This is a genomic window from Rhodoferax sp., assembly GCF_011391645.1.
In the GTDB taxonomy this organism is placed as follows: domain Bacteria; phylum Pseudomonadota; class Gammaproteobacteria; order Burkholderiales; family Burkholderiaceae_C; genus Rhodoferax.
In genome coordinates, this window is sequence record NZ_JAABQC010000029.1 from 1 (window position 1) to 26810 (window position 26810).

30 protein-coding genes are annotated in these 26810 nt (G+C 57.4%); 19 read left to right on the top strand and 11 right to left on the bottom strand.

Annotation, left to right across the window (positions count from 1 at the left end; all coding sequences use genetic code 11):
• The 5 genes from GPS82_RS05765 to GPS82_RS05785 all read left to right on the top strand — a co-directional run.
• Positions 1 to 911 (top strand): ABC transporter permease (locus tag GPS82_RS05765; protein WP_296492041.1); only part of this gene is annotated, 911 nt, incomplete at its 5' end.
• A 59-nt stretch (positions 912 to 970) separates the two neighbouring features.
• The gene (locus GPS82_RS05770; protein ID WP_296492098.1) at positions 971 to 1165 is read left to right on the top strand and encodes a hypothetical protein; all 195 of its coding nucleotides are present in this window, start codon (positions 971 to 973) and stop codon (positions 1163 to 1165) included.
• A 26-nt stretch (positions 1166 to 1191) separates the two neighbouring features.
• Complete coding sequence (locus GPS82_RS05775; RefSeq protein ID WP_296492045.1) at positions 1192 to 1752, top strand: hypothetical protein; 561 nt, start codon at positions 1192 to 1194, stop codon at positions 1750 to 1752.
• A 137-nt stretch (positions 1753 to 1889) separates the two neighbouring features.
• Positions 1890 to 2033 (top strand): DUF3149 domain-containing protein, encoded by a 144-nt coding sequence (locus GPS82_RS05780; RefSeq protein ID WP_296492047.1) that lies wholly within the window; start codon positions 1890 to 1892, stop codon positions 2031 to 2033.
• A 126-nt stretch (positions 2034 to 2159) separates the two neighbouring features.
• On the top strand, positions 2160 to 3119 hold the full coding sequence (locus GPS82_RS05785) for an AEC family transporter (RefSeq protein ID WP_296492101.1): 960 nt from the start codon (positions 2160 to 2162) through the stop codon (positions 3117 to 3119).
• On the opposite strand, the gene pdxH is transcribed toward GPS82_RS05785, so the two are convergent.
• Positions 3116 to 3769, bottom strand: coding sequence for a pyridoxamine 5'-phosphate oxidase (gene pdxH / locus GPS82_RS05790; RefSeq protein WP_296492049.1), 654 nt, complete (start codon positions 3767 to 3769; stop codon positions 3116 to 3118). The two genes, GPS82_RS05785 and pdxH, sit on opposite strands and share 4 nt — an antisense overlap.
• A gap of 137 nt (positions 3770 to 3906) precedes the next feature.
• Between pdxH and edd the strand changes: the two genes are divergently transcribed.
• Both edd and eda read left to right on the top strand, forming a co-directional pair.
• Complete coding sequence (gene edd / locus GPS82_RS05795) at positions 3907 to 5724, top strand: phosphogluconate dehydratase (protein ID WP_296492051.1); 1818 nt, start codon at positions 3907 to 3909, stop codon at positions 5722 to 5724.
• 20 nt (positions 5725 to 5744) lie between these two features.
• The gene (eda, locus tag GPS82_RS05800; protein WP_296492053.1) at positions 5745 to 6395 is read left to right on the top strand and encodes a bifunctional 4-hydroxy-2-oxoglutarate aldolase/2-dehydro-3-deoxy-phosphogluconate aldolase; all 651 of its coding nucleotides are present in this window, start codon (positions 5745 to 5747) and stop codon (positions 6393 to 6395) included.
• 19 nt (positions 6396 to 6414) lie between these two features.
• Here the strand turns inward: eda and gloA are convergent, their stop codons facing one another.
• Entirely contained in the window at positions 6415 to 6807 is a 393-nt protein-coding gene (gene gloA, locus GPS82_RS05805; protein ID WP_296492055.1) for a lactoylglutathione lyase, read from the bottom strand.
• A 77-nt stretch (positions 6808 to 6884) separates the two neighbouring features.
• Here gloA and GPS82_RS05810 point away from each other — a divergent pair, with 77 nt between their 5' ends.
• Complete coding sequence (locus GPS82_RS05810; protein WP_296492056.1) at positions 6885 to 7268, top strand: hypothetical protein; 384 nt, start codon at positions 6885 to 6887, stop codon at positions 7266 to 7268.
• Between the two features lies 1 nt (position 7269).
• Here the strand turns inward: GPS82_RS05810 and GPS82_RS05815 are convergent, their stop codons facing one another.
• Positions 7270 to 9111 (bottom strand): DEAD/DEAH box helicase, encoded by a 1842-nt coding sequence (locus GPS82_RS05815; protein ID WP_296492058.1) that lies wholly within the window; start codon positions 9109 to 9111, stop codon positions 7270 to 7272.
• Between the two features lie 325 nt (positions 9112 to 9436).
• Here GPS82_RS05815 and ettA point away from each other — a divergent pair, with 325 nt between their 5' ends.
• A complete protein-coding gene (gene ettA / locus GPS82_RS05820; protein ID WP_296492059.1) occupies positions 9437 to 11098 on the top strand; it encodes an energy-dependent translational throttle protein EttA in 1662 nt (553 codons plus the stop codon).
• A 23-nt stretch (positions 11099 to 11121) separates the two neighbouring features.
• Complete coding sequence (locus tag GPS82_RS05825) at positions 11122 to 13455, top strand: DUF1631 family protein (RefSeq protein ID WP_296492061.1); 2334 nt, start codon at positions 11122 to 11124, stop codon at positions 13453 to 13455.
• Positions 13456 to 13493: 38 nt separating this feature from the next.
• On the opposite strand, the gene GPS82_RS05830 is transcribed toward GPS82_RS05825, so the two are convergent.
• The 5 genes from GPS82_RS05830 to GPS82_RS05850 form a co-directional block, all read right to left on the bottom strand.
• A complete protein-coding gene (locus tag GPS82_RS05830; RefSeq protein WP_296492064.1) occupies positions 13494 to 13940 on the bottom strand; it encodes a GatB/YqeY domain-containing protein in 447 nt (148 codons plus the stop codon).
• A gap of 101 nt (positions 13941 to 14041) precedes the next feature.
• A complete protein-coding gene (gene rpsU / locus GPS82_RS05835) occupies positions 14042 to 14254 on the bottom strand; it encodes a 30S ribosomal protein S21 (RefSeq protein ID WP_296159322.1) in 213 nt (70 codons plus the stop codon).
• A gap of 181 nt (positions 14255 to 14435) precedes the next feature.
• Positions 14436 to 15338 (bottom strand): alpha/beta fold hydrolase, encoded by a 903-nt coding sequence (locus tag GPS82_RS05840; protein ID WP_296492066.1) that lies wholly within the window; start codon positions 15336 to 15338, stop codon positions 14436 to 14438.
• 174 nt (positions 15339 to 15512) lie between these two features.
• Entirely contained in the window at positions 15513 to 16442 is a 930-nt protein-coding gene (argF, locus tag GPS82_RS05845; RefSeq protein WP_296492068.1) for an ornithine carbamoyltransferase, read from the bottom strand.
• Positions 16443 to 16475: 33 nt separating this feature from the next.
• Positions 16476 to 17693 (bottom strand): aspartate aminotransferase family protein, encoded by a 1218-nt coding sequence (locus GPS82_RS05850; RefSeq protein ID WP_296492070.1) that lies wholly within the window; start codon positions 17691 to 17693, stop codon positions 16476 to 16478.
• A gap of 232 nt (positions 17694 to 17925) precedes the next feature.
• Between GPS82_RS05850 and GPS82_RS05855 the strand changes: the two genes are divergently transcribed.
• On the top strand, positions 17926 to 18258 hold the full coding sequence (locus GPS82_RS05855; RefSeq protein ID WP_296492073.1) for a DUF3579 domain-containing protein: 333 nt from the start codon (positions 17926 to 17928) through the stop codon (positions 18256 to 18258).
• A gap of 150 nt (positions 18259 to 18408) precedes the next feature.
• Here GPS82_RS05855 and rpsT read toward each other — a convergent pair whose 3' ends face one another.
• Entirely contained in the window at positions 18409 to 18708 is a 300-nt protein-coding gene (rpsT, locus tag GPS82_RS05860; RefSeq protein ID WP_296492075.1) for a 30S ribosomal protein S20, read from the bottom strand.
• 75 nt (positions 18709 to 18783) lie between these two features.
• Positions 18784 to 19257, bottom strand: coding sequence for an SsrA-binding protein SmpB (smpB, locus tag GPS82_RS05865; protein WP_296492077.1), 474 nt, complete (start codon positions 19255 to 19257; stop codon positions 18784 to 18786).
• Positions 19258 to 19325: 68 nt separating this feature from the next.
• Here smpB and GPS82_RS05870 point away from each other — a divergent pair, with 68 nt between their 5' ends.
• Together GPS82_RS05870 and GPS82_RS05875 are read left to right on the top strand one after the other, a co-directional pair.
• Complete coding sequence (locus GPS82_RS05870) at positions 19326 to 19766, top strand: type II toxin-antitoxin system RatA family toxin (protein WP_296492079.1); 441 nt, start codon at positions 19326 to 19328, stop codon at positions 19764 to 19766.
• A complete protein-coding gene (locus GPS82_RS05875) occupies positions 19756 to 20103 on the top strand; it encodes an RnfH family protein (RefSeq protein ID WP_296492082.1) in 348 nt (115 codons plus the stop codon). The genes GPS82_RS05870 and GPS82_RS05875 overlap by 11 nt, the downstream gene beginning before the upstream one ends.
• Before the next feature lie 30 nt (positions 20104 to 20133).
• Here the strand turns inward: GPS82_RS05875 and GPS82_RS05880 are convergent, their stop codons facing one another.
• Positions 20134 to 20661, bottom strand: coding sequence for a DUF4124 domain-containing protein (locus GPS82_RS05880; RefSeq protein ID WP_296492085.1), 528 nt, complete (start codon positions 20659 to 20661; stop codon positions 20134 to 20136).
• A 67-nt stretch (positions 20662 to 20728) separates the two neighbouring features.
• On the opposite strand from GPS82_RS05880, the gene guaB reads away from it, so the two are divergent.
• The 6 genes from guaB to GPS82_RS13750 form a co-directional block, all read left to right on the top strand.
• Complete coding sequence (gene guaB / locus GPS82_RS05885; RefSeq protein WP_296492087.1) at positions 20729 to 22198, top strand: IMP dehydrogenase; 1470 nt, start codon at positions 20729 to 20731, stop codon at positions 22196 to 22198.
• A gap of 19 nt (positions 22199 to 22217) precedes the next feature.
• Positions 22218 to 23834 carry a glutamine-hydrolyzing GMP synthase gene (guaA, locus tag GPS82_RS05890; RefSeq protein WP_296492089.1) on the top strand — a complete coding sequence of 539 codons (1617 nt, stop codon included), beginning with the start codon at positions 22218 to 22220 and terminating at the stop codon, positions 23832 to 23834.
• Between the two features lie 25 nt (positions 23835 to 23859).
• Positions 23860 to 24378 carry a tRNA adenosine(34) deaminase TadA gene (gene tadA / locus GPS82_RS05895; RefSeq protein ID WP_296492091.1) on the top strand — a complete coding sequence of 173 codons (519 nt, stop codon included), beginning with the start codon at positions 23860 to 23862 and terminating at the stop codon, positions 24376 to 24378.
• 32 nt (positions 24379 to 24410) lie between these two features.
• On the top strand, positions 24411 to 25337 hold the full coding sequence (locus GPS82_RS05900; protein WP_296492093.1) for an LD-carboxypeptidase: 927 nt from the start codon (positions 24411 to 24413) through the stop codon (positions 25335 to 25337).
• A 62-nt stretch (positions 25338 to 25399) separates the two neighbouring features.
• Positions 25400 to 26314, top strand: coding sequence for an FHA domain-containing protein (locus GPS82_RS05905; protein ID WP_296492095.1), 915 nt, complete (start codon positions 25400 to 25402; stop codon positions 26312 to 26314).
• Positions 26315 to 26379: 65 nt separating this feature from the next.
• On the top strand, positions 26380 to 26810 hold a 431-nt coding region (locus GPS82_RS13750; protein ID WP_363717221.1), incomplete at its 3' end, for a VC1465 family Xer recombination activation factor.

The window sequence follows — 26810 nt, forward strand, 5'->3', positions numbered from 1 at the left end:
TCATCCCGGTCAGCCTGGGTGACAGCCTGCACAGCTTTCGCATTGTGGGCACCTCGCATGACTACGTCACGCATTACCAGGCCAAATTGGCGCAAGGTCAGCTCTGGACTCAGCCGATGCAGGCGGTGTTGGGAGCCACTGCCGCACGCAAGCTCGGACTGGCCATCGGCAACACTTTTGTCGGCACGCACGGTTTGGGTGAGGGCGGCCATGCGCATGGCGACAGCTTCTATACCGTGGTGGGCATCCTGCAGCCCAGCGGCAGTGTGCTGGATCGGTTGATTCTGACCGACACCGCCTCAGTCTGGAAGGTGCACGAGGACTACAACGCCGTGGACGATGAAGACCGCCAGGTCATGATGGAAGAGCGCGAGATCACCATGGCTTTGGTGCGCTACAAGTCACCCTTGGCGGCGGCGAGCTTTCCGCGCTTCATCAACACCAGCACCGAAATGCAGGCCGCCGTGCCCGCGCTGGAAATCACCCGGCTGCTCAGCATGTTCGGCCTGGGCACGGATGTGTTGCGCGCTTTTGCCGGGGTGCTGCTGCTCACGGCGGGTTTGAGCGTGTTCATCGCGCTGTGGAGCGCAGTGCGTGAACGCCGTGGTGACCTGGCGCTGCTGCGCATGTTGGGCGCGCCGCCACGCAAGGTAGCCGCTTTGTTGCTGCTGGAAGCCTTGTGGCTGGGGCTGCTGGCCGCGGTGTTGGGCGTGCTGGCCGGACAGGGCATGGCGGCGGGCCTGGCCTGGCTGTTGCAATTGGATAACTCGTTGCTGATTGGCGGCATGGCCTGGCCGACAGAGCTTTGGGTGGTGCCCGTTGTGGCGCTTGGGGTGTCACTGGTGGCGGCCGCTTTGCCGGCACTCGGGGCATACCGTGTGAGTGTGCTGGAACTTTTACAAGGAAATTAACCGATATGAAAAATTGGATTTTATTCTTCACAGGAATTGCCGCGGCAGCCATTTTTTCAATGGCATTTGCTGCGCAGTTGGACAAGGCTGCAATGGAAGATATCGCGCGTCATCGGGTCATGGCCACGGCGCATGAAAACGCTGCTAAGTGCCTTGAGGCTGGCAAGCCTCATGACATCTGCGGGAAGCAATTGCAGGTGGAATGCAAGGGCATTGCCATCGGCAAGTTTTGCGGCATGAAGCACCAGCATTGATACCATCCCACACATGAGGACATGTCATGAAAGCATTTGAATTAACCCGTCCGGCGGCACGTCGGGCAGCCGCCTCGACCAAGTTGCCTTTGCTTGCCCTGGTGCTGTCGGTTTGCCTGCTGCCGTTGGGCAGCCTTGCCGAGTTGAGTTCGCCCATTGAGGGTGTCCCGGCGGGTTCGGGTGCCGGCGTTCACAGCCCCAACAGCCCGTTTGCCCCGTTGCCACAACGTGCCGACGTGTTGCCCTGGTCGGTGCTTACCAACGTGAAGACCCGCGTCGTCAACAAGCGTCTGCTGCCCAGCTACCCGGCCGATGTTCTGGCGCTGAACGACAAACCTCAGCGAATTCAAGGCTTCATGATGCCGCTCGAACCGGGTGAAAGACAAAAGCATTTTTTACTCACCTCTGTGCCGTTAACCTGCTCTTTTTGCTCCGCTGGCGGCCCCGAAAGCATGGTGGAAGTCTTTACCAAAACCCCCGTCAAATACACCATGGAGCCGGTGGTGGTGGATGGAAAACTTGCTGTGCTGGCAGATGACAGTTATGGTCTTTACTACCGCATCATGGACGCCGTAATTGTGAAGTAGCCCGTCCTGGCATCACACGTCAGCAGTGTTTTTTTGACAAATTTGACCTACATCAGCTTTAAAGTGACAGGCGTGTTGCATAGTTCGTTCGCGGGCATTTCCTGACTTTGTGATTTATATATTTAAGGACGTCGAACATGAAGGCACTACAAGATCTCTTTTCTACTGACTACGGCATGATGAGCATCGCCGTGATCGTGGCGATCATCATTGGCATGGGTTGGGCCTACGGTGTGCTGAAATCAAAGATGGCAGAGAGCGCAAAAAACGCTGACAAATGATTCATTTGGAGTCGCAGCCTCCCGCGACGGACCGCTGTCGCTGCGTTTGTTGATCAGTTGGTGTCGGCAGCTTTCGTGTTGGGTTTTTCGGTCAAAATTGGGTCAATTCATCTTTGATTGCCCAAATTGCACAGCCCGGTTTTTTCTTCCCTGTTCCCCGTTGTTTTATTGATTGCCATTGGTTTCATCGCCGGACACGTTGGATGGATCCGGTCTGAAGCCACAAAAGACCTCTCAAATCTGGTGTTCATGGTGCTGACACCGGCCCTGCTGTTCCGGGCCATGAGTTCGGTACACATTGAGCAACTGAACTTTGAGCCGGTGGCTCTGTATTTTGTCGCGATCGGCATTGTTTACGCGGTCGTCTTCATGGCACAAGGTCGCAACACCCGCGCCGCTGTACTGGGCCTGGCGGTAACCTTCAGCAATACGGTGATGATTGGCATCCCGTTGATCGGGCTGGCCTACGGCCAAGCTGCACTGGTGATGCTGCTGACCCTGATCTCGGTGCATGCCTTGATCTTGCTGACATCAGCCACCATCGTGCTGGAAGTTCTGGAAGCACGCCAGATCAGCGCCGCCCGGGCCACTGGCGGCGCACCACCGCGCCAGATCTGGCAGACCGTGCTGATGGCCGTCAGGAGCGGCATCATCCACCCAGTGCCTTTGCCGATTATTTTGGGCTTGTTGTTTGCTCAAACCGGGTTGTTGATTCCCGACGTGCTGGACCGCCCGCTGCACTTGTTGGGCAACGCGTTTGGTCCGGTGGCGCTGCTGCTGGTCGGGGCCACCCTGTCCCAAGTGCAGGTTGGGCCGCATTTGCGTGCGGCCCTGGGCATCAGCCTTATGAAAAACCTGATGCTTCCTGCAGTGGTGGCTGTGGTGTGCTGGCTTGCGGGCCTGCGTGGCCTGAATTTGACGGTGATGATCGTGGCCGCATCCATGCCGGTTGGGGCCAATGTGTTTTTATTTGCGCAGCGTTATCAGGTGGCGCAAGAACTTGTGACGGCCAGTATGGCAGTGTCCACCGCGCTGGGTTTACTGACAATCACCTTGGTGATGTCCCTGGTGGCACTGCTTGGCTAAGGCGCCAGCCGCTCCCGTGCCCAAATCACCTCTTGTCCGCTCGACACGGTCTGCAGGCTATAGCGCAGCCGATCATGCAAACGGCTCTTGCGCCCCTGCCAAAATTGCCAATGGTCAGGCTTGAGGCAGTAGCCGCCCCAGTGTGGCGGCCGTGGCGGATTCAATAAAAACTGGGCACCGTATCGCGCCGCATTGGCCACCAGCACGCCACGCCCGCTGATCACCTGACTTTGCGGGCTGGCCCAGGCGCCAATGCGCGAATCCAGCGGGCGGCTGTGAAAATAGGCGTCGCTTTCTTCGGCACTGACCTTTTGCACCACACCCTCGATACGCACCACGCGCTCCAGTTCGACCCAATGGAATTGCAAGGCCGCATAGGGGTTGCCGGCCAGTTCCTGGCCCTTGCGGCTGTCATAGTTGGTGAACCAGGTGATGCCGCGTTCGTCGTAACCCTTGATCAGCACCACGCGCGTGCTGGGGCGCAGGTTGCTGGCCACAGTGGCCAAGGTCATGGCGTTGGGCTCGGGCACTTCGGCGGCAATGGCTTCCTTGAGCCATTGTTCAAATTGTTTCAGGGGGTCGGCATGTGATGCGTCTTCGTTGAGTTCGGCACGCTCGTAGCTTTTGCGGAGGTCGGCAATATGGGTCATGGCAGAAGTATAGGTAATCCGTTCTGGCAGAAGCGGTTGTGAATTTGGTAACCCGTTGGTAACTATGTTGTCCTGCTGTTTTCAATTTAGCGGGTAACATTCAGGTTGTAATTTAGTTACCAACTTTTAAAGAAATCATGAAACTCAACGACTCCGTCGCTTTGGTCACTGAGCGTATCGTTCAGCGCAGTCTGCCCACACGCGCCGATTATTTGGCACGACTTGAAATTGCGCGGCTGCGCCCGCCAGGTGCCCAGCGGCTGGGTTGCGCCAACGTGGCGCACGCTTTCGCCGCCTTGCCGGGCAACGACAAGCTGCGCGTGGTGGCCGAAAAAGCGCCCAACATCGGTATCGTCACGGCGTATAACGACATGCTGTCAGCCCATGCGCCGTTCCAGCATTACCCCGACCTGATCAAGGCCGAGGCGCGCAACCACGGTGCCACAGCGCAGGTGGCCGGGGGCGTGCCGGCCATGTGCGATGGCGTCACGCAGGGCACAGCGGGCATGGAGTTGAGCCTGTTTTCGCGCGACGTGATTGCCATGGCGACGGCAGTGTCGCTCAGCCATGATGTGTTTGCCGGTGCGCTGATGCTGGGCGTGTGCGACAAGATCGTGCCGGGCCTGTTGATTGGCGCGCTGCAATTTGGCCACCTGCCCACCGTGTTTGTGCCAGCCGGGCCCATGACCACCGGCCTGTCCAACAACGAAAAATCGAAGGTGCGCGAGTTGGCCGCCCAGGGGTTGGTGGGGCGCACCGAACTCCTGGCAGCCGAATCCGCGGCCTACCACAGCCCTGGCACATGCACTTTTTACGGTACCGCCAACAGCAACCAGATGCTGCTCGAAGCCATGGGCCTGCACGTGCCGGGCACTGCCTTCATCAACCCCGGCGCTGCGATGCGCGACGAACTCACGCGCGAGGCGCTGCGCACCGTGCTGGGCAGTGAGGGCTTCAAGTGTCCGCCGATTGGTCTCGTGGTCGACGAGCGCTGCATCGTCAATGCCATGGTCGCCTTGCTGGCCACGGGGGGATCCACAAACCACCTGATCCACTGGGTGGCCGTGGCGCGAGCTGCGGGCATCATTATTGACTGGGATGATTTTTCGGCGCTGTCCGATGTGGTGCCACTCCTGAGCCGTGTCTATCCCAACGGCAGTGCCGACGTCAACCAGTTTCAGGCGGCTGGTGGCCCCGGCTTCATCATCCGCGAACTGCTGGATGGCGGTTACATGCACGCCGATGTGCTGACCACCAGGGCAGGGGGCTTGCGCGAGTACACCGGTATTCCGTGTGCGGCTGAAGATGGCCGCCTGTATTGGGCTACCGCAGCAGCCAGTCAGGACGAATCGGTGGTGCGACCGGCAAGCAGCCCGTTCAGCGCCAGCGGTGGCCTGAAATTGTTGCGAGGTAACTTGGGTCGAAGCGTGATCAAAATTTCGGCGGTCCCTGACGACCGCCATGTGATCGAAGCCCCATGCCGGGTCTTCGACTCGCAGGACGCCTTGCACCGGGCCTTTGCCGCCAATGAACTGAACCATGACCTGATTTGTGTGGTGCGATGGCAGGGTCCGCAAGCCAACGGCATGCCCGAGTTGCACAAGCTCACGCCCCCGCTGGCGGTGTTGCAGGGCAAGGGCTACAAGGTGGCGCTGGTGACCGATGGCCGCATGAGTGGGGCTTCGGGCAAGGTGCCGGCTGCCATTCACGTGTCGCCCGAGGCTGCTGCCGGGGGGCCGCTGGCGCGTGTGCGTGATGGCGATGTGATCCGCCTCGACGCCAATGCTGGCACACTGCAGGTGCTGTTGCCGGATGCCGAATGGGACGCACGCGATGCCTTGTCCATGCCGGAGGCGCTGCGCCAGGCCAATGGCCTGGGCATGGGCCGTGAACTGTTCGCCAGCATGCGGCGCAACGCCCTGAGCGCCGAAGAAGGCGCTTGCAGTTGGCTTTGAAATTACCTCAGAAAGAAACCATGACCACCCAAACCCCCCTGACCGCTCTGCAGGTCATGCAAGATGCCCCGGTGATTCCGGTGATTGTGCTCAATGACGTGGCACATGCGGTGCCCATGGCGCGCGCCCTGCTGGCGGGTGGCATTTGCATGCTCGAAGTCACGCTGCGCACGCCGCAGGCGCTGGCCTGCATCGAGGCCATTGCCCGCGAGTTGCCTGAGGCGGTGGTGGGCGCCGGCACCGTGCGCAGCCGCGCAGACGCGCAGGCAGCGGCCAACGCCGGGGCGCGTTTTGCCGTGAGCCCGGGTTACACCTCGACCGTGGGCCAGGCCTGCCGCGACATGGGCCTGGCGCTGTTGCCTGGCGTGGCGACCGGTGGCGAGATCATGGCCGCCTGTGAAGACGGCTTTTCCGAACTCAAATTTTTTCCCGCCGTGCAAGCGGGTGGCGTGGCCATGCTCAAGGCCTGGGCAGGTCCGTTTTTTGATGTCAGATTTTGTCCCACGGGAGGCATCACGCTGCAAAACGCTCCCGACTTTTTGGCCCTGAGCAACGTGGTGTGTGTGGGCGGCTCCTGGCTGGTGCCAGCGAGCACTGCCGAGCAGGGTGACTGGGGGAGGGTGACGCGCCTCGCCGCTGAAACCGGAAAGCTGAAAAATCTGGCTCGTTAACCGCCTTGATTAAAACCGTTCAGACGGATTCTGGCCGCTGGATCAGCTCTATCTTGTAACCGTCCGGGTCGGTGACAAAGGCAATCACCGTGCTGCCGCCTTTCACCGGGCCGGCCTCGCGCGTGACGTTGCCACCGCTTTGCCTGATCCTGTGGCAGGCGGCCGCAGCGTCGGGCACGGCCAGCGCAATGTGGCCGTAAGCGGTGCCCAGTTCGTAATGGTCCACGCCCCAGTTGTAGGTGAGCTCCAGTTCGGCATGCTCCGGGTTGCTGCCATAACCGACAAAAGCCAGCGTGTACTTGTACTCGGGGTTGTCCGAGGTGCGCAGCAATTTCATTCCCAGCACCTGGGTGTAAAAATCAATCGAGCGTTGCAGGTTGCCGACGCGCAGCATGGTGTGTAGCAGTCGCATGGTTTGGGTTCCTTAAAGTGATGTGAGTCTTGAACTGGCGGGCAATAATGAAGGCAATTGTTCATCACGGAGTCAACATGACCCAATTCACCAAGCTTATTTTATTCACCGACACCGAGGGCTATGCGCGCTTCAAGGAAGAAGCCGTGCCCCTTGATCAGGGGACGCCGCAGTCGGCCTTGTCGGCCTTGATGCCCTCCGGGGGCTACCAGTTGCGCGCCAGTCCGGTCGGTTTTCGCAGCGCATTTCATTGCACCACCGATCCGCAATGGGTTTTCATTTTGGGCGGGCAGATGGAAATCGGCCTGCAGGACGGCAGCTCACGCATCTTCAAGCCGGGCGAGCATTTTTATTCAGCCGACCTGCTGCCGGCAGGCCAGGCCTTCGATGCGCAGCGCCACGGCCACTGGAGCCGGCAGGTAGGCCAGGAGCCCCTGCAAACCCTGTTTTTGCGTGGTTAGATCAGCGGCCAGACTGTCCGCGGGTGCCGCTCGCGTTGCGCGGACGGTTGCCACCCGGCCGGCCAGGTCCCCCATTGGGGCGGGCGCCGCCACCAAAGCCACCGCCGCCTGTGCCGCCGCCGGTGTTGCGATTGCCACCCCCAAAGCCACCGCGACGCGGGCCCCGATCAGCCATCATGTCGACACTGGTGCGCATCGGGTCGGGCTGACCGCCCGCGCCCGAGCGAGAAGCGCCACCGCTTGAATCCACCGGTCCGCCATAGCCACCACCGTTGCCACCGCCGTAGCCACGGGCCTGGCGCTGGCCGGGGCCGCGTGCTGCCTGTTCGGCTGCGCTCAAATGGCTGCGTGGCTCGGCTTCACGTCCTGCGCCTGCGTTGCCGTAGTTGTCATCGTGGGTGTTGGCACTGCGACTTTCGCCACTGAAGCCAGCGCCACTACCCGCACCAGCGCCGGCATTCCTGCCAGCGCCACCCCGGCCGCTGCGGCTGCCGCCACGGCCGCCCGGGGCCGGTCCTCTGCCGCCACCATTGTTGGCGCTGCGTCCTGCGCCCGGACCTTTGCTTTCGCGCACACGGGTCAACATTTCAGTGCGTGCCGCCTTGGCAGCGGCCTGCATCACGTCGCGGCTTGGTGGCTTGCCAGCGCCGCCCCAGATGGTCTGACGCCCCATGGCAATAGGCTCTGCCTGTTCGCCCGGTTCCGGCATGAACTCGGAGATGATTTGCACCGGAATGTCTTGCTTGGTAAAGCGTTCAATGGCTTGCATGAAACCCTCTTCATCGAGGCTCACCAGGTTCACCGCCATGCCGTCAGCGCCGGCCCGGCCGGTGCGGCCAATGCGGTGCACATAGTCTTCGCAGACATTGGGGATGTCGTAGTTCACCACGTGCGGCAGGTCGTCAATGTCAATGCCGCGTGCGGCAATGTCTGTGGCGACCAGGGCGCGCATTTCACCGCTTTTGAAGCCGGCCAACGCCTGGGTGCGGGCCGACTGACTCTTGTTGCCGTGCAGGGCCATGGCCGTGATGCCGTTCTTTTCCAGAAACTCGGCCACGTTATTGGCACCAAATTTGGTGCGGGTAAACACGAGCACTTGGCTCCAGTTTTTTTCCTGGATGATGTGCGCCAGCAAGGCTTTTTTCTTGCCGCGACCGACCGGGTGAATCAACTGGATGATGCGCTGCACCGTGGTGTTGCGCGGCGTGACCTGCACGCTCTGCGGGTCTTTGAGCAGGGTGGCCGCCAGTTCGCGGATTTCATCGCTGAAGGTGGCCGAAAACAGCAGACTCTGCTTGGCTTTGGGCACGGCAGCCAGCACCTTTTTGACGTCATGGATAAAGCCCATGTCGAGCATTCGGTCGGCTTCGTCAAGGACCAGCATCTGCACCTGGCTCAGGTCGACCATGCCCTGCTGCATGAGGTCGAGCAGGCGTCCGGGGGTGGCCACCAGGATGTCCACGCCTTTTTTCAGGCGGCTGATTTGCGGGTTCATGCCGACACCGCCAAAGATGGCGGCGGAGGTCAGCTCCAGGTATTTGCCATAGGTTTTGACTGACTCTTCCACTTGGGCCGCCAACTCGCGAGTGGGCGTTAGCACCAGGGCTCGAACGGCTACGCCGCCGAATTTGCTGCGCGGCGCTTCCGTGGTGCTGAGCTTGTTCAGCATCGGCAGCACAAAGGCAGCAGTTTTGCCGGTGCCGGTTTGGGCGCCGCCAAGCAGATCGTGACCTGCGAGCACCAGCGGAATGGCTTGCGCCTGAATTGGCGTTGGCGTTTCGTAGCCTTGCTCAAGCACGGCTTTGATGATGGCGGGAGCCAGATTTAGTTCTTCAAATTTCATTTAGAGGTGCACCCCATCCAGGGCGCTAGGGCATCGGCCTGTTTTGGCGCTCTTCGCGCCAATTCAGTCAAAGGCAGATGGGATCAAAAGTGGAACCGTTGTGTGTACTCGGGTTCCCAGCAAGGTGCTGGTCTTGCAGGCAACTGAAGCCCCACAAGCGCTCACATTGTCGCATGATCTGGACAGAACCTGACTTTGTGCATTATTCAGGCTTTGAGCGCTCGGGATATTCGCCTAATTGGCTGCAAAATACTGCATCGCAGGCCACCCATCTGGGTGCAGTCGATAATGTCGGTTTTATCCCTTCTGTGAACGCAAAAGACCCATGGCTCAATACGTATTTTCAATGAACCGCGTCGGCAAGATCGTGCCGCCCAAGCGGCACATTCTGAAAGATATCTCTCTCAGTTTTTTCCCCGGCGCCAAGATCGGTGTGCTTGGCACCAATGGATCAGGCAAGTCCACATTGCTGAGGATCATGGCCGGTCTGGACAAGGAAATTGAAGGTGAAGCCATCCCGATGCCGGGCCTGAACATTGGCTACCTGCCGCAGGAACCGCAGTTGGATCCGGATAAAACCGTGCGCGAAACGGTCGAGGAAGCCATGGGCAAGGTGATGGCAGCCAAAGCGCGTCTCGACGAGGTCTACATTGCTTATGGCGACGAGGATGCTGACTTCGACAAGTTGGCGGCCGAACAGGCCGAACTCGAAGCCATCATTGCCACTTCGGGCACCGATTCTGAGCACCAGCTTGAAATCGCCGCCGACGCCTTGCGCCTGCCGCCCTGGGACGCCCGGGTGGGTGTGCTGTCAGGAGGAGAGAAGCGTCGCGTGGCGCTGTGCCGCCTGTTGCTGGAGCACCCCGACATGCTGCTGCTCGACGAGCCAACCAATCACCTGGACGCCGAATCGGTGGACTGGCTGGAGCAATTCCTGCAGCGCTATAGCGGCACCGTGGTGGCCATCACCCACGACCGTTACTTCCTGGACAACGCCGCCGAATGGATTCTGGAACTTGACCGTGGCAACGGCATTCCGTACAAGGGTAATTACAGTTCGTGGCTGGAGCAAAAGCAGACGCGCCTGGAGCAGGAGCAAAAGGGTGAAGAATCCCGCGCCAAAGCCCTCAAGAAGGAGCTGGAGTGGTCTCGCCAGAACCCCAAGGCACGTCAGGCCAAAAGCAAGGCTCGTCTGGCCCGCTTTGAAGAACTGTCCGACTTCGAATACCAGAAGCGCAACGAGACCAACGAAATTTTCATTCCGGTGGCGGATCGCTTAGGTCAGGAAGTAATTGAGTTTGTCAATGTCACGAAGTCCTTTGGCGACCGTGTGCTGATCGACAACCTGAGCTTCAAGGTGCCACCGGGCGCCATCGTCGGCATCATCGGCCCCAACGGCGCCGGTAAGTCCACGCTGTTCAAGATGATTGCCGGACGCGAGAAACCTGATGGCGGCGAAGTCAAGATCGGCCAGACCGTCAAGATGGCTTTTGTTGACCAGAGCCGCGACGATTTGTCCAATGAAAAAACCGTTTGGGAAGATGTTTCCGGCGGGCTCGACATGCTCAACATCGGCAAATTCCAAATGGCCAGTCGTGCCTACTGCGGGCGCTTCAACTTCAATGGCGCCGACCAGCAAAAACGCGTCGGCACGCTGTCAGGTGGTGAGCGCGGCCGTTTGCATCTGGCCAAGACGCTGATTGCCGGCGGCAACGTATTGATGCTCGACGAGCCGTCAAACGACCTCGATGTGGAGACCTTGCGCGCCCTGGAAGACGCTTTGCTGGAGTTTGCGGGCTCTGTCATGGTGATCAGCCATGATCGCTGGTTTCTGGACCGTATTGCCACCCATATTCTGGCTTGCGAAGGAAACAGTCAGTGGTACTTTTATGACGGCAATTACCAGGAGTACGAAGCCGACAAGAAAAAACGCCTGGGTGAGGAGGGTGCACGGCCGCACCGCATGCGCTTCAAGGCTTTGCACTGACAGCAACCTGATTAAGTATAGAAATGGCTGCCGCCGCACGAACTGATCAGTACCTTACTTTATTTCGCGCTGCATTGGGGCAGTCTGCGCGCGATAGCGAGGCCTTGTTGCGCGAGGTTTTTCACGCCACCCTGCGTTCTCTTGAGGCGGAAATTGCGCGTTCTGGCACTCAACTCGAGCGAGATCAGTTGCGCATCTGTCATAAAACTCTGGACCATAAGGCTGCGGTCTTGTGTGCTCAGTTTCCAGCTTTATTGCGAAAGGCATTTTTAAACAAACTCGAGCTCAGTTCCCAGTTTGGTGAACTCGCTCTGGGCGAACTGAACCACGAGCAGTTGGAGCAAATGGACGAGTCCCAGGTGCAGGAACGTATTGAAATGGCCCGGGTGCTGCGGTTTGTTCAACACATCGTTCGTGATTCATTGAGTGAGCTCAACGGTTTCATAAACGCATTATTGGGGTCTGACCATGTCAAGCCGCAGCGCAATCCCTTAAGACCGCAAATTTATTTGAAGGTTTTGCATCTTTTGATGATTGATGCAGCAGTGCCTGTCCAGATGCGCATCATGTGGCTCAGTCATATGGCGTCAGCTTTGGGGAAAGCTCTGCAGGGTTCCTACAGCTTCCTGGCGCAGAAAATACAGTCGTACGGTGTGGTCCCCTTGCCGATCAGCAGGGCAGGGGTTTCTGGCAGCCTGGAGGTCGGTGTTCTGGCTGAGCAGCCAACGTCTCGGCAAACCAATACCAACGAGCCCTCAGATCGACCGCACGCGCTGACCCTGGACCGGCTGCACGAGCTGCTGGCAGGCCAACTGGCCGATCAGCGGTACACGCCCCCTGATGAAGCAGAAACCCAACTGGCACGTGTTTGGACTCAAACCAACAGCAGCCGCGCCGAGGTCTCACACGATCAAGCCGACGATACGGCCACTGACTTTTTCGCGACAATTCCAGCGACTTTTGAGGCGTTGCAAAACCTGAATCAGGCGGACGACATCATGCCGCCCATGCGGCGGCCAACGCGAAGTGCCACGGGAAGTGCCAACAAGCTTGTATCCATGCGGCAAACGTTTCGGAGTCGTTGTGAAAATCCTGCCCAAATCCTGAGTCTGGATGTGATGTGCAAGATGGTCGACAGTTTGGTGCGGGACACGCGCTTGCAGGAGCCCATTCGCAAGGTCATTGAAAATCTGGAACCCGCTTTGTTCCAAATGGTGATGCATGATGTGCGGTTTTTCAACAATAAGAATCATCCGGCACGCCGTTTGCTGCAGGAAATCACCCAGCGCGGCATCGCTTTCCATTCGGTAGAGGCACCCGGTTTTGCGCTTTTTATCAGGTCACTGCACCGTTATGTGAACCCCTTGTCGCGCATGCCCATTACGAGTCCCGAGCCGTTTGAGCACGCAATAATCAACCTCAACAAGATGTGGCTGGAAGAATCGGTTGCGTCCAGCCAGACCGTGGAACAGGCCACGCAAGTGTTGGTTCGGGCCGAGGAGAGAAACATCCTCGCTGAAAAAATGGATAGGGTCCTGGAGCAGATTCCCGACATGCAACGGGTGCCTGCTGCAGTTGCAGAATTTCTCTGCGGACCATGGGCACAGGTGATGGCTTGCGCTGAACTCAACAATACCGAGGGCGGCGAAGACCCTGGTGACTACAAAAGGCTGGTCAACGTTCTGCTTTGGAGCGCCCAGCCCGGTCTGGCCCGCAAGGACACGGCCAAGCTGAGCAAGCTGATTCCCAAGCTCCTTTTAAAGTTGCGCGAGGGTTTGGCCCTGATCGACTACCCGCCCTTGAAAACAAGCTCGTTTTTTGACGTGCTCATGAGGTTGCATCAGCAGGCCTTGCGGCCCGAGTCTGGTGAATCAGAACAACTGACCAGCCACCCCAAAGAAAAATTTCTCCGCAATCACCAGCACTGGGTTGCGCCAGCAGAAGCCCAGGCCACTGGCTTCATGGATATGCCCGCGGAAGAGGCTGTTAACGCTTCTGCCCAGCCAAATACTGTTCTGTCTTCCGAGTCCATGCTGGACTCCGTGATCCCGGTCGCGAGTCAGATCAATCTGTCGCAGGCTGCGCCAGACATTGAGCAATTGGAGCTTGGTGCCTGGGTGGAAATGGGTGTTAACGGCGTTTGGCAACGCAGCCAGCTCAATTGGATTAGTCCACAAAAGTCCTTGTACCTGTTTGCCAATGTTTATGGAGGTACCCAATCCATGACACGAAGCTCGCTGGAGAAACTTCTCGCAACAAACGCCCTGCACCTGCTGTCGGGTAAGTCCATGGTGGACGGCGCGCTGGATTCGGTGGTTCAAACCGCCATGCTCAATAGCCTTGACATGAAGCTCTGATGGCCGCCCTATTGCGACGCAGCGCAAATAGGGAAAATTCAGCCTGCCAGAGCCGCCTTGACCGCCTGCGACACCATGGCCATGTCGGCTTTGCCAGCCAACTGCATTTTGACTGCCGCCATGACTTTGCCCATGTCACCTGGCCCTTTGGCGCCCAGGGCTGCCACAATGGCTTGCACCGCAGCGCTCACTTCAGTTGCACTGAGCCGTTGCGGCAGGTAGGCTTGAAGCACCACGATCTCGGCACTTTCCTTGTCTGCCAGGTCCGTCCGGTTGGCCAGGGTGTAGGCCGCCACCGAATCTTTGCGCTGCTTGATGAGCTTGTCCACGATGCCAATCATGGCTGCATCGTCGAGCACCACGCGCTCATCCACTTCCTTTTGTTTGGCCGCAGCCAGCAACAGGCGAATGGTGCCAAGGCGCTCGCTGTCTTTGGCGCGCATGGCGGTTTTCATGTCTTCGATCACCTGGTCTTTGAGTGACATCTTCATAACTCCTGTGGATGGATTTGGCATAAAAAAAGCCCGCCTGAGCGTCCCCGGCGAGCTTGTTCAAGAGGCTGTAGCAGCCCTGTCAATAGAACAGGTTAATACAGTTTCTTGGGCAATTGCATGGCGCGAATGCGCTTGTAATTGCGTTTGACGGCCGCAGCTTTTTTGCGCTTACGCTCAGAGGTGGGCTTTTCGTAGAACTCGCGGGCGCGCAAGTCAGTCAGAAGGCCCAGTTTTTCAATGGTGCGTTTGAAGCGGCGCAGCGCGACGTCAAAGGGTTCGTTATCTTTAACACGGATGGTTGTCATTACGTCAAGAGATCCTAATTGTGTAAACGTCCGGTTTCGGGAAGATCGGGCCTAAAACCAGACTGCTTACGATTTTCTCCGCTTAAAAGTTGATCAGGCAGCGGAGTTTTGCCAGCAAAGCTTTGGATTATAGCGAGGTACCGAGCCTGATCAGCACCCGCCTCGCTTTAATAAGACCGATTCAGTCTAATTTTTGCAACAGCCACTGGATCACGCGGTCGTCCAGACACAGCTCAAGATGCCCCACACCTTCGAACTCGGTGGCTTCAGCACCTTCGAGCACCTGCTCGCGCTGCGGGTAAACGACATTATCGTGTGCCGTCAGGGCGATGTACATCAACTGCCTGGTTTCCGGCGCTTCACTGGCATGCAAGTCTTTTAACCAGGCGCCGTGCCGTTTCATTTGCGTCGTGTTGGTGGTGGGCGACCAGGCTGCACTTTGGGTGCCCTGGTGCGGTGTCCCCAAAGTAATGATTTTGGCAACATCAGCGCTGCCATGCTGGCGCAGCCAGGCGCGTATGACCAGGCCGCCCATGCTGTGCCCCACCAGCGTCACCCGCGCGGCACCGGTCGCCTGCTTCAATTGCTGCACGGCCTGCTGGATTTGCGGGGGGTAATCCTCAATCGATGTAAACAGTGGTTCCAGGGTGATGGCCAACACCGGATGCCCAGCCTGGTGCATCGCCGCTGCAATTTTGTCCCACACCCGGTAGTTGCAAATGTAGCCATGCACAAGCAGCACGGGCACCCGCCATGGCTGCGCTTGCTGGGCGGTGTCTGGCAACCAGACTTCGGTTTTTGCGGAAGCAAAGGGCATTTGCAGCCAGAAAACTCGCAGGGCAGCCAAAAATTCACCCCCAAACGCCCGCCACCACAAGGGTCCGGCCTGTTTCGGCCGCGACAGAACCATGCTCGTGGTGATCACCACAAACTGCAGTAAAAGTGGCAAGAGCACGGCACACAAGACAACCAGCGCCAGCGTCGCCGAGACGCTCTGGTTGAGTTGAACCGCGGCGTAGTAACCCAGCATGGCGCCGACCAGCAGTTGAATGAGGTAAACGCGGCGCAACAAGCGGGCTAGCATGAGAGACTTCCTGAAAACGAGGGCGGCGTGGCTGGCATGTTAGCGGGCGAGCGCCTCAAACCGCGCTTGCCGATCTGGGCACCACGCCAGAGTTTGCCGGCAGAATGTTGATGCTCCATCATTTCACGCGGAGGTAACGGATTTCCGGGAGGGTCATTCCATGCGACATTCAATTCAGGAATGACGACCCAGCAACAAATACTCCATCAACGCTTTTTGCACGTGCATGCGATTTTCAGCCTCATCCCAAACCACACTTTGCGGGCCATCGATCACCTCTGCGTCCACTTCCTCGCCCCGATGAGCGGGCAGGCAATGCATGAACAGCGCGTTTGGCTGTGCCACGGACATCATGTCAACACTCACACGCCAGGCAGCAAAGGCTTTTTTCCGAACTTCGTTTTCGGCCTCGTAACCCATGCTTGTCCAGACATCGGTGGTGACCAAATCTGCGTCCCGGCAGGCGTCCATTGGATTACTGTAGGTTTTATAGTGTCTGGGACTGATCTTGCCAGTAATGGAGGCAATCGTCTCATCCACCTCGTAGCCGCTCGGGGTGCTGACATTGACCTTGAAATCAAGCAATTCAGCGGCCTGAAGCCAGGTGTTGGCCATATTGTTGCCGTCACCCACCCAGGCCACGGTTTTGCCCTGAATGGAACCACGGTGCTCAATGAAGGTGAAGATGTCCGCCAGAATCTGACAAGGGTGAAATTCATTGGTGAGACCGTTGATCACAGGAACCCGTGAATACTCGGCAAAGCGCTCAATCTTGGTTTGCTCATAGGTGCGGATCATCACCAGGTCCACCATCCGGCTGATGACCCTGGCGCTGTCTTCAATGGGCTCGGCGCGCCCGAGTTGGCTGTCGCCGGTGGTCAGGTGCACCACGCTGCCGCCAAGCTGGTACATGCCCGCCTCAAAACTCACGCGTGTGCGGGTGGAGGCCTTTTCAAAAATCATGGCAAGTGTGCGATCCACCAAGGGTTGGTGCTTTTCATAGGCCTTGAACTTCGTTTTGATGAGCGCTGCGCGTTCAAATAGGTAGGCATACTCGCTGGCGTTGAGATCGGAGAATTGCAAGTAATGTTGGATAGTAGTCATGGGTTCAACCAATGGATCAAAGGTAGGAGCAATTCAAGGCGCTTGCAGTAATTTTTGTACCAGCGGGCACAGAATGTTGACGACTTCATCGGCCTCGGCCTCGTTCATGATCAAGGGTGGCACCAGGCGGACCACGGTGTCAGCGGTGACGCTGATCAGCAAGCCGTTTTCGGCGCATTGCTGCACCAGCGCTCCGCAAGGCTTGGCCAGGTCCACACCAATCATCAATCCCTGGCCACGAATTTCCCGCACCGCGCCGCTGGCAAGCTCGGCCGCAAGAGCTTTCATTAAACCCCGGTGCAGATGCGCGCCGACACGGGCGGCGTTTTCCAGCAGGCCATCTTCCTCCATGATGCGGATGGTCTCAACACCAGCGCGCATGGCCAGCGGGTTGCCGCCAAAGGTCGTCCCGTGGTTGCCCGGCTGAAAGATGTTGGCTGCCTTCGGGCCAGCCACGACGGCGCCCACGGGCACGCCTGAGCCCAGACCCTTGGCCAGTGGCATGACGTCTGGCACGATGCCCGCCCATTGGTGGGCAAACCACTTGCCGGTTCGACCCATGCCGCATTGCACCTCGTCCACCATCATCAGCCAGTCGCGCTCGTCGCACAGGGCGCGCAGCGCGCGCAAGTAGTCCGGCTGCATGGGGTTGACGCCACCTTCGCCTTGAATGGCCTCGAAAAACACGGCGACCACATTGGGGTTGCCATCGGTGGCTTGTTTCAAACTGTCAATGTCATTGATCGGTACACGAATGAAACCCTCCACCAGCGGACCAAAGCCGGCTTGTATCTTGGGGTTGCCGGTGGCGCTCAGGGTGGCGATGGAGCGGCCATGAAAGGCTTTTTCATAAACCACAATCTCCGGTCGTTCGATGCCTTTGTCGTGACCAAACTTGCGTGCAAGTTTCAAAGCCGCCTCATTGGCTTCCAGACCGGTGGAGCAGAAGAACACGTTGGTCATGCCGGAGAGTTCCACCAGCTTTTTCGCCAGCGCCTCCTGGTTGGGTACGTGGTAATAGTTGCAACTGTGGATGATTTTGCTGATCTGGTCTTGTAAGGCCGGCACCAGCTTGGCGTGGTTATGGCCCAGCGTGTTGACGGCTATGCCGCCCAGTGCATCCAGGTAGGACTTGCCATTCACATCCCACACGCGGCATCCCTGGCCGTGGCTGAGCGCAATGGGCAATCGCCCGTATGTGTTCATCACATGGGGGGAACTGGCTTCGATCTTCGGGCTGGCGACGGTCATGATGGAAGTCTCTCAAAAGCGGCAATAAACAAAGCGGCCCAACGCAGGTTGGGCCGTTGAGGAATGATTTTAGACCGATCAAATGACTTCTTGAACCCATTCAGTCAAACCGCGCCCATCTTGCCTTTCGTCAATATTTTTCCTGGGCCAAGTCTTGTATAAGACATAAGATTCACTTAGAATCAGGCAGCGGTGCAATATCCTGCCCGCCAGCTTAAACAACCTCTACCCGATGGTTTCACATTATTCAAAAAAAACGTACATTTTGGGCCTCACACATGGTGGCCGGGCCTTCCGCCCGAGTGACTGGGCTGAGCGTCTGGCTGGCGTGATGAGCCAGTTTCGCCCCGGTGGTGCGCCCACGGGACGGCACTTAACCTATTCACCCTGGTGTGTCCCCACGAGCGTCAATAACGTGCGTTGCGTCGTGGTGCACGAAGATTTACGCGCACACAACGTCATGGCTTGGGACTTTGTGATGGGTTTTGCCAAAGACAATGAGTTACAAGTGCATCACGGCGATCCGTCACACTTCGCGTCGCACGGCCATCACCACAAACACTGAAAGTCAATTGCAAGCGTGACTCGCTCCCAAGAGGGCGCAAAAAAGCCGTCCCTTGGACGGCTTTTTTACTTTTGCTGACAGCGCACCCGTTACAAACGGCGAACCTGGCTCTTTTGGATCAGTGACAGGTTCGTGCGAGTTGCCTAAATATTAGGCAGGTATTGCCAAGGCTTTCACCTTGGCGGACAGGCGGCTCTTGTCGCGAGCCGCCTTGTTTTTGTGGAAAATGCCTTTGTCAGCCACGGTGTCAACCACGGCCTGCATTTTGGCAAACAGTTCAGTGGCCTTGGCTTTGTCGCCGCCCAAAACTGCTTTTTCCACGTTTTTCACCGCAGTGCGATATTTGGAACGCAGCGAGGTGTTGGCTGCGTTGATTTTGATGTCCTGACGGACGCGTTTACGGCCCGACGCCAGGCGCGGGTTCTTTTTCTTGGGTTTTCCAGATGCCATAGTATGTTTTCCTTGAGTCTGTGGATGTTGTCAGCAAACCCAAGATTGTACCAGTCACCAGATCTGTCACTGCGTTCAACGTTGACGCCCTTTCATGGCGCGTTCCACTTCGCGCTTTCCTTCGCGGTCTTTGATGGTGTCGCGCTTGTCATGTTCTGCCTTGCCTTTGGCCAGGGCAATTTCACATTTCACCTTGCCATTTTTCCAGTGCAGGTTGATCGGCACCAGCGTGTAGCCTTTTTGCTCCACTTTACCAATCAGTCGTTTGATTTGTTCCTTGTGCATCAACAGCTTCTTCGTGCGCTGTTTGTCCGGACTGATATGCGTGGAGGCTGTGCCCAGGGGATGGATTTGCAGGCCGATAATGAACAACTCGCCGTTGCGCACCACCACATAACCGTCCGTGAGCTGCACTTTGCCTTCACGCAGCGACTTGACCTCCCACCCCTCCAGCACAACGCCGGCCTCAAACCGTTCCTCAAAGAAATAGTTGAATGCGGCTTTCTTGTTGTCGGCGATGCGTGAAGAGGTGTCTGGTTTCTTGGCCATGAGGTGAGCTTGAGGTTTGAATTAGGCTTGCCCAGGCTTTACTAGAATCCTGTACATAATCGCATTCTATGAAAACTGTTAAAAAGTCCGTATTAATTTGGTACAGCCCGGCTGAAATGTACCGACTGGTGACCGATGTTGACCAATATCCGCAGTTTTTGCCCTGGTGTGACAAGGCGCGCGTGGTGACCCATGAGGAAAACGGCGTGCTGGCTGAAATTGGCATTGCATTTTCAGGAATCCATCAAACCTTCACCACGCGCAATGTGCATACAGTGGACCGGCAGGTGATCATCAATTTGGTCGATGGTCCCTTTTCAAAGCTGGAGGGTGAATGGAACTTTTTGCCCTTGGGGGATGCCACTCAGCGTGCCTGTAAAGTTGAATTGGCCCTCACCTACAGTTTCGAAAGCGCCATTGGTCGATTGGTAAGTCCGGTGTTTGACAAAATCGCCGGCAGCATGGTTGATGCGTTCATCAAGCGTGCCAAGCAAGCTTATGGCGAATAAAGACCAGTTGCGCTTGAGTGTTGTTTACGCTCCCAAGGCGCGTGCAGTTCACGAAGTCACGTTGCTCGCAAGTTCGCCTTGTTCGGTGCTGCAGGCTTTGCAGCAAAGTGGGATGCTTTTGCGCTATCCCGAGATCGACAACCATGAGGCGCTGATTGGCGTGTGGGGACACAGGGCCAAACTTGAGCAACACCTGCTCGACCACGACCGGGTCGAGATTTACCGTCCTTTGCGGGTGGATCCCAAAGTAGCACGCCGGGAACGTTTTGTCAGTCAGGGTAGCCGAGGGGCTGGTTTGTTTGTCAAAAAACGTGTTGGCGCCAAAGCGGGGTACTGATTCAGGGGCTGTCGCAGGCTTTGCCGCTGCCTAATTGCAGTCGCTGTCAATCACTGACTGCACATGTTTCGCCTCTTCAGCGCGCGCTGCTGCATCCATCACCTCGCGCACGCCCTGGCTGTTGATTCGTGACAAGCGAGTCCCAGAGTCAAGGTTTTTCTGGGCCAGTCTGGCGCGCTCGCAATTGTCAGCTCTCAGTTGGTTGATACGCTCCTCTTCAGCCTTACGCTGGCTGGCAAGCGCTTGTTCTGCTTTGGCCATGCGCTCGGTCAGTGCCTTGTCAACCCCTGATGCCTGGGGGCTGTTGGCAACTGGTTTGGGGTCGGGTTGAAGCGTGGCCGCAGCCTCGCTTGCATTCACGTTCACCGAGGTTTCAGGATTGTTGATCGGGCCTATTTGCCCCGGCCGTCTCAGTATATTTTTCTCAGGAACGCTGATAGGTGGCGCCCGGTCACTGAAGACCTGGCGACCCTCATTGTCGGTCCATGCCCACTGGGCCGTTGCATCAAAGCAGAGCAAACTGGCCAGGATCAAAGAGAGATGCAGGATTTGAGTCATAGTGCAATAGTTTAGGCCAGCTTGGGGTTGATGTGGCAGATACAATCGACAATTTGGAGCTTTAACCATGCGCCTGATCGGTAAAGCGCTCACCTTTGACGATGTCTTATTGGTGCCAGCCTATTCACAAGTCCTGCCCAAGGACACCTCCCTCGCCACCCGTTTTACCCGCAACATTGCGCTGAATCTGCCGTTGGTCTCGGCGGCCATGGACACGGTGACAGAATCCCGTCTGGCCATTGCCATTGCCCAGGAGGGTGGCATTGGCATTGTGCACAAGAACATGACGGCCCAGCAACAAGCGGCCAAGGTCGCCAAGGTCAAGCGCTATGAGTCTGGCGTGCTGCGTGATCCAGTGGTCATCACGCCGCAGCACACGGTGCGTCAGGTGATGGATTTATCCGCACACTTGGGCGTGTCCGGCTTTCCGGTGTGCGACGGCGGCAAGGTGGTCGGCTTGGTGACGGGGCGGGATTTGCGTTTCGAGACCCGGCTGGACCTGCCCGTCAAGCACATCATGACACCGCGTGACAAACTGGTGACGGTACCCGATGGCACCACCCTTGCGCAAGCCAAAGTGTTGTTGAACCAGTACAAGATCGAGCGCTTGCTGGTGGTCAACGACGCTTTTGAGCTCAAGGGCCTGATCACCGTCAAGGACATCACCAAGCAGACCAGCTTTCCCAGCGCGGCGCGCGACGCACAAGGCAAGCTGCGCGTTGGCGCCGCTGTGGGAGTGGGGGAGGGTACTGAAGAACGTGTTGAATTGCTGGTTCGCGCGGGCGTCGATGCCATCGTGGTCGACACCGCGCACGGCCACAGCAAGGGCGTGTTGGACCGGGTGCGATGGGTCAAGCAGAATTTTCCGAATGTCGAGGTGATTGGCGGCAACATCGCCACCGGGTCGGCGGCACTGGCTTTGGTGGAAGCCGGTGCGGATGCCGTGAAAGTGGGCATTGGCCCTGGCTCCATTTGCACCACCCGTATCGTCGCGGGTGTTGGCGTGCCACAGATCATGGCCATTGACAGTGTGGCCACAGCGCTCAAGGGTACCGGTGTCCCTTTGATTGCCGATGGCGGCATCCGCTTTAGTGGTGACATTTCCAAAGCGATTGCTGCCGGTGCCAGCACGGTGATGATGGGCGGCATGTTTGCCGGCACCGAAGAAGCCCCGGGGGAGGTGATCCTGTTTCAAGGCCGCAGTTACAAAAGCTACCGCGGCATGGGCAGCATTGGTGCCATGCAGCAGGGCAGTGCGGACCGTTATTTTCAGGAATCCAGCACGGGAAACCCGAATGCCGACAAGCTGGTGCCCGAAGGCATCGAAGGCCGCGTGCCCTACAAGGGCTCAATGGTCGCCATCATTTACCAAATGTCCGGTGGCTTGCGCGCCAGCATGGGTTACTGCGGCTGTGCCACGATTGAAGAAATGCAGGACAAGGCGGAATTTGTCGAAATTACCACTGCCGGCATCCGCGAGAGTCATGTGCACGACGTGCAAATCACCAAAGAAGCGCCCAACTACCGTGCTGAGTAACCGACTTGCCTTTTAAACCATGCATCAAAAAATTCTCATTCTGGATTTTGGCTCCCAAGTCACGCAGCTCATTGCACGGCGCATCCGTGAAGCGCATGTGTTTTGCGAAGTTCACCCCTGTGACGTGACCGACGATTGGGTGCGTGCTTACGCGCGTGATGGCAAGCTCAAGGGCATCATCCTTTCCGGCAGCCATGCCAGCGTCTACGAAGACAGCACCGACAAGGCGCCGCAAGCGGTGTTTGAGTTGGGTATCCCGGTTCTGGGTATTTGTTATGGCATGCAGACCATGGCGCACCAATTGGGCGGCCTGGTCACCAGCGGGCACCAGCGCGAGTTCGGGCATGCCAACGTGCGCGCCCATGGCCATACCGCTTTGCTCGAGGGCATTCAGGATTTCACCACGCCTGAAGGCCATGGCATGTTGCAGGTCTGGATGAGCCACGGTGACAAAGTCACCGAGTTGCCAAACGGCTTCAAGCTGATGGCCAGTACTGGCAGTTGCCCGATTGCCGGCATGGCTGATGAAGAACGACGTTTTTACGGCGTGCAGTTTCACCCGGAGGTGACCCATACCAAGCGCGGAGCGGCTATTCTGGAGCGCTTTGTGCTCGACATCTGCGGTACCCGCGCCGACTGGATCATGGGTGACTACATCAGCGAGGCAGTTGAAGCCATTCGCGCCCAGGTGGGCCACGAGGAAGTTATTCTGGGACTGTCTGGCGGCGTCGATTCGTCGGTGGCAGCTGCTCTGATTCACCGTGCCATCGGCGACCAGTTGACCTGTGTTTTTGTCGACCATGGCCTGCTGCGCCTGAACGAGGGCGACATGGTGATGGACATGTTTGTCGGCAAACTGCACGCCAAGGTGATCCGCGTTGATGCCGCTGACCAGTTCCTGGGGCATCTGGCAGGCGTGAGCGAGCCAGAGGCCAAGCGCAAGATCATCGGCCGTGAGTTCGTTGAAGTCTTTAAAGCGCAAGCTGCCGCCCTGACGGCATCCGATGCAACCAAAAATGGCGCCAAGTGGCTGGCTCAAGGCACTATTTATCCGGATGTGATCGAATCCGGCGGCGCCAAAAACAAAAAAGCAGTCGTCATCAAAAGCCACCACAACGTGGGTGGTCTGCCTGAGCAATTGGGCCTCAAATTGCTGGAGCCGCTGCGCGAATTGTTCAAGGACGAGGTGCGCGAACTTGGCGTGGCGCTGGGTTTGCCCCACCACATGGTCTATCGCCATCCATTCCCTGGTCCCGGTTTGGGCGTCCGGATATTGGGCGAGGTCAAAAAGGAATATGCCGACCTGCTGCGCCGCGCCGACGCCATCTTTATTGAAGAGCTCAATAATTTCATCGACGATGCCACCGGAAAAAGTTGGTACGAGTTGACCAGTCAGGCCTTTGCCGTGTTTTTGCCAGTCAAAAGCGTTGGTGTCATGGGCGATGGCCGCACCTACGACTTTGTGGTGGCGCTGCGTGCGGTGCAAACCAGTGACTTCATGACCGCTGACTGGGCCGAGTTACCCTATGCCTTGCTGAAAAAGGTGTCGAGCCGGATCATCAACGAAGTGCGAGGTATCAACCGCGTGACTTACGACGTGAGCAGCAAGCCGCCAGCGACGATCGAGTGGGAGTAGGCGGGTGATCTGCCCGGTTCTGCCCTTGTCCAATGACCAACTGACGGATGTGCAAGCCATGACACTTGCGCTGGCCCAGGCGGGTTTGGCAGGTGCGTCAGGCGAAGTACCCGTGGGCGCCGTTGTGATCAGAAATGGCTTTCTTGTAGCCGTGGGCCACAACGCCCCAATTGCCAATCGCGACCCTAGCGCGCATGCTGAAATGCAGGCCTTGCGCGCAGCAGCACTGACCTTGGGAAACTACCGATTGCCGGATTGTGAGCTTTTTGTGACGCTGGAGCCGTGTGCCATGTGTGCCGGCGCCATGCTGCATGCTCGCTTGAAACGTGTGGTGTTTGGTGCCGCAGATCCGAAAACCGGTGCTGGCGGCTCCGTTATCGATTTATTTGCCCAGGCTCAGCTCAATCATCAAACTTTGATTGAGGGCGGTGTCCTGGCAAAGGAGTGCGCTGACATGCTGAAGGAGTTCTTTCGGCAAAGGCGAAACACAAGCATGTCCAGCAAAGGACTTGTCGATGAAAAATCTGCGCCTTCGTCTGGCTGAGTCTTTATTTGATAAGCCGTAACCAGATTTTTATGACAAAGCACATCTACGTTTATTCACCTTCCGGCGCTGTGCGTGACAAGGCTGCTTTCAAACGTGGCGTTGCACGGTTGCGGGCGCTGGGCCATGAAGTCGAAGTTGACCAGGATGCGTTAACAAGCTATCAGCGTTTTGCTGGGGATGATGCGACCCGGTTGGCCGCTATCCATCGCGCTGCCGCCAGCAAAGCCGATGTTGCGCTGATTTCTCGCGGCGGCTACGGCCTGACGCGCATTCTGCCGGGGATCCAGTATAAGAAAGTGGCAAAGGCCATCGAACGTGGGATGATGTTTGTCGGGATCAGTGATTTCACTGCGTTCCAGAATGCGGTAATGGCGCAAACAGGTGCTGTCACATGGGCTGGGCCTGCGCTGTGTGAAGGTTTTGGCGTCAATGGTGAACCAGACGACATCATGGAAGCCTGTTTTAATGATTTACTTGTTGGGCAGGGGGAGGGCGCAGGCTGGCGACAACATCGCGAGCATGTAGCCGTTGCCAGTGCGTCGACCGCCCTAACCCTCAATAATTGCTCTTTATGGGGCGGTAATTTGACTGTTTTAACCTCACTCTTGGGGACTCCATATTTTCCTGAGATCAAGCGGGGCATCCTGTTTCTGGAGGACGTTGGGGAGCACCCTTACCGAATTGAACGCATGCTGACCCAACTCCTGTTCTCGGGCGTCCTGACACGTCAGAAGGCCGTTGTTTTCGGTCAATTTACCGAATTCAAACTGGTCTCCCATGACCGGGGCTTCAAGTTAAGCGGGGTAATGGATTGGCTGCGTAAACAGATCAATATCCCGGTATTGACCAATTTGCCCTATGGGCATGTCGCCACGAAAGTTTTGCTACCGGTTGGCGCCACCGTCGATTTGACAGTGGATGGGCGTGATGCGTTGATATTTTGGGGCAACCATTGACTTTCTCTTTGGTCATTGACCTAAACTAGGACAATCAATATAAAAAGAAGGATCAATCGTTCATGAATGTTCAAACCACCGTCGTTTTTGCCGACCTTTTTGGCAGCACAGGGGTGTTTGAATCTCTTGGTAACGTCAAAGCAACTGAGGCCGTCACCCAGGCCACCAACTGGATTGCCGATAAATTTACCGCCAATGGGGGACGAGTTATCAAGTTGTTGGGTGACGGCGTATTGGCAATTTTTGAGAACAGTTCTGATGCCATCACAGCTGTGGTTGAGATTCAACGCAGCCACCAGATTCGCCTGGCAAATTTGCCGCCACAACTTTACATGCCGTTGCGCATAGGTGTCGTGCGCGGGGATGTTGTTTTGGTGGCGGACGATTGCTATGGAGACGCAGTCAACACAGCGGCGCGTTTGAGTGAAATAACCGGCCCGCACCAGATATGGGTAAACGACAAAGCCGTTGAAAACACGCCGGTTCTTAACGATGTGCATTTTCGTTTGCTCGGCCCAATCGCCATACGGGGTCGCTCTGAGCCCTGTACCGTTTTTCAGATTGAGTGGCGAGAAGAACAGAATTCAGAATACTTTACGATTCAGAACCCGGTAAGTCTTAGTTCACAAGTCAAGGGCGGAGACGTGCTTGGTGGACGAATTGACCTGTCTTACAAGGACAAGCATCTAACTTTTCATTCTTTTGAAATGCCAATCCACATTGGCCGCATCCGCAGCGTTGACTTTGTTGTTAATGATCCTCGCGTCTCACGCACACACGCCCGCATCGATTGGCGCAAGGGCAGTTTTATGTTGGCCGATGAAAGTTCTTACGGGAGTTGGGTTCGGTTTTCGGGAAGCGGTTCGGATCTCATGCTCAGGCGCGACGAATGTGTGCTTCACGGCGACGGCCAAATTTCTCTTGGCACGCCTTTTACCGATCCCACTGCGCCGTTGATTTCATTTGCCTTGAGTTAAGGACGATTGGAGGAGAAATGCAGGTAAAGGACTAGATGAATTTAACTTAACATAATATACATCGTATAAAGTACAGTCACAGGTCGAACTATCGTAAAACCTGCCCCCATGACCCCGAAACCCGCGCCCAGCTTGGCCAACGCCTGCACTATGCCCGCTGCAAGCTTGGCTGGTCGGTCGAGGATGCCGGGAAATATTTTCAGGTCACCGATCGCACTTGGCATAACTGGGAAAACGGCTCACACCGCATCCCGTATGCGGTCTACAAACTGGCACGCATCCTGGCGCGTCTTGAATTGCCCGGTGAAGCTTGGGCCGGCTGGCGTATCGAAGGTGATCTCTTGATCACGCCCGAAGGTCGTCAGATCACTCCAAAGGACGGCAGTTGGTGGTCGCTGCTGATCAGGCAGGCTCGGTGCTTTCGCATGGCATGTGATGAAGCAACCCGGCTACGCCTGCTGCTCAATGCAACCAAGGACGCGGCAAACGTGCCAGC

Bases quoted from the DNA above. Each gene is read 5' to 3' on its own strand.
- GPS82_RS05770 (WP_296492098.1), top strand. From the start codon at position 971: ATGGCATTTGCTGCGCAGTTGGACAAGGCTGCAATGGAAGATATCGCG.
- GPS82_RS05775 (WP_296492045.1), top strand. From the start codon at position 1,192: ATGAAAGCATTTGAATTAACCCGTCCGGCGGCACGTCGGGCAGCCGCC.
- GPS82_RS05780 (WP_296492047.1), top strand. From the start codon at position 1,890: ATGAAGGCACTACAAGATCTCTTTTCTACTGACTACGGCATGATGAGC.
- pdxH (WP_296492049.1), bottom strand. From the start codon at position 3,769: ATGACCCATATTGCCGACCTCCGCAAAAGCTACGAGCGTGCCGAACTC.
- edd (WP_296492051.1), top strand. From the start codon at position 3,907: ATGAAACTCAACGACTCCGTCGCTTTGGTCACTGAGCGTATCGTTCAG.
- eda (WP_296492053.1), top strand. From the start codon at position 5,745: ATGACCACCCAAACCCCCCTGACCGCTCTGCAGGTCATGCAAGATGCC.
- gloA (WP_296492055.1), bottom strand. From the start codon at position 6,807: ATGCGACTGCTACACACCATGCTGCGCGTCGGCAACCTGCAACGCTCG.
- GPS82_RS05810 (WP_296492056.1), top strand. From the start codon at position 6,885: ATGACCCAATTCACCAAGCTTATTTTATTCACCGACACCGAGGGCTAT.
- GPS82_RS05815 (WP_296492058.1), bottom strand. From the start codon at position 9,111: ATGAAATTTGAAGAACTAAATCTGGCTCCCGCCATCATCAAAGCCGTG.
- ettA (WP_296492059.1), top strand. From the start codon at position 9,437: ATGGCTCAATACGTATTTTCAATGAACCGCGTCGGCAAGATCGTGCCG.
- GPS82_RS05825 (WP_296492061.1), top strand. From the start codon at position 11,122: ATGGCTGCCGCCGCACGAACTGATCAGTACCTTACTTTATTTCGCGCT.
- GPS82_RS05830 (WP_296492064.1), bottom strand. From the start codon at position 13,940: ATGTCACTCAAAGACCAGGTGATCGAAGACATGAAAACCGCCATGCGC.
- rpsU (WP_296159322.1), bottom strand. From the start codon at position 14,254: ATGACAACCATCCGTGTTAAAGATAACGAACCCTTTGACGTCGCGCTG.
- GPS82_RS05840 (WP_296492066.1), bottom strand. From the start codon at position 15,338: ATGCTAGCCCGCTTGTTGCGCCGCGTTTACCTCATTCAACTGCTGGTC.
- argF (WP_296492068.1), bottom strand. From the start codon at position 16,442: ATGACTACTATCCAACATTACTTGCAATTCTCCGATCTCAACGCCAGC.
- GPS82_RS05850 (WP_296492070.1), bottom strand. From the start codon at position 17,693: ATGACCGTCGCCAGCCCGAAGATCGAAGCCAGTTCCCCCCATGTGATG.
- GPS82_RS05855 (WP_296492073.1), top strand. From the start codon at position 17,926: ATGGTTTCACATTATTCAAAAAAAACGTACATTTTGGGCCTCACACAT.
- rpsT (WP_296492075.1), bottom strand. From the start codon at position 18,708: ATGGCATCTGGAAAACCCAAGAAAAAGAACCCGCGCCTGGCGTCGGGC.
- smpB (WP_296492077.1), bottom strand. From the start codon at position 19,257: ATGGCCAAGAAACCAGACACCTCTTCACGCATCGCCGACAACAAGAAA.
- GPS82_RS05870 (WP_296492079.1), top strand. From the start codon at position 19,326: ATGAAAACTGTTAAAAAGTCCGTATTAATTTGGTACAGCCCGGCTGAA.
- GPS82_RS05875 (WP_296492082.1), top strand. From the start codon at position 19,756: ATGGCGAATAAAGACCAGTTGCGCTTGAGTGTTGTTTACGCTCCCAAG.
- GPS82_RS05880 (WP_296492085.1), bottom strand. From the start codon at position 20,661: ATGACTCAAATCCTGCATCTCTCTTTGATCCTGGCCAGTTTGCTCTGC.
- guaB (WP_296492087.1), top strand. From the start codon at position 20,729: ATGCGCCTGATCGGTAAAGCGCTCACCTTTGACGATGTCTTATTGGTG.
- guaA (WP_296492089.1), top strand. From the start codon at position 22,218: ATGCATCAAAAAATTCTCATTCTGGATTTTGGCTCCCAAGTCACGCAG.
- GPS82_RS05900 (WP_296492093.1), top strand. From the start codon at position 24,411: ATGACAAAGCACATCTACGTTTATTCACCTTCCGGCGCTGTGCGTGAC.
- GPS82_RS05905 (WP_296492095.1), top strand. From the start codon at position 25,400: ATGAATGTTCAAACCACCGTCGTTTTTGCCGACCTTTTTGGCAGCACA.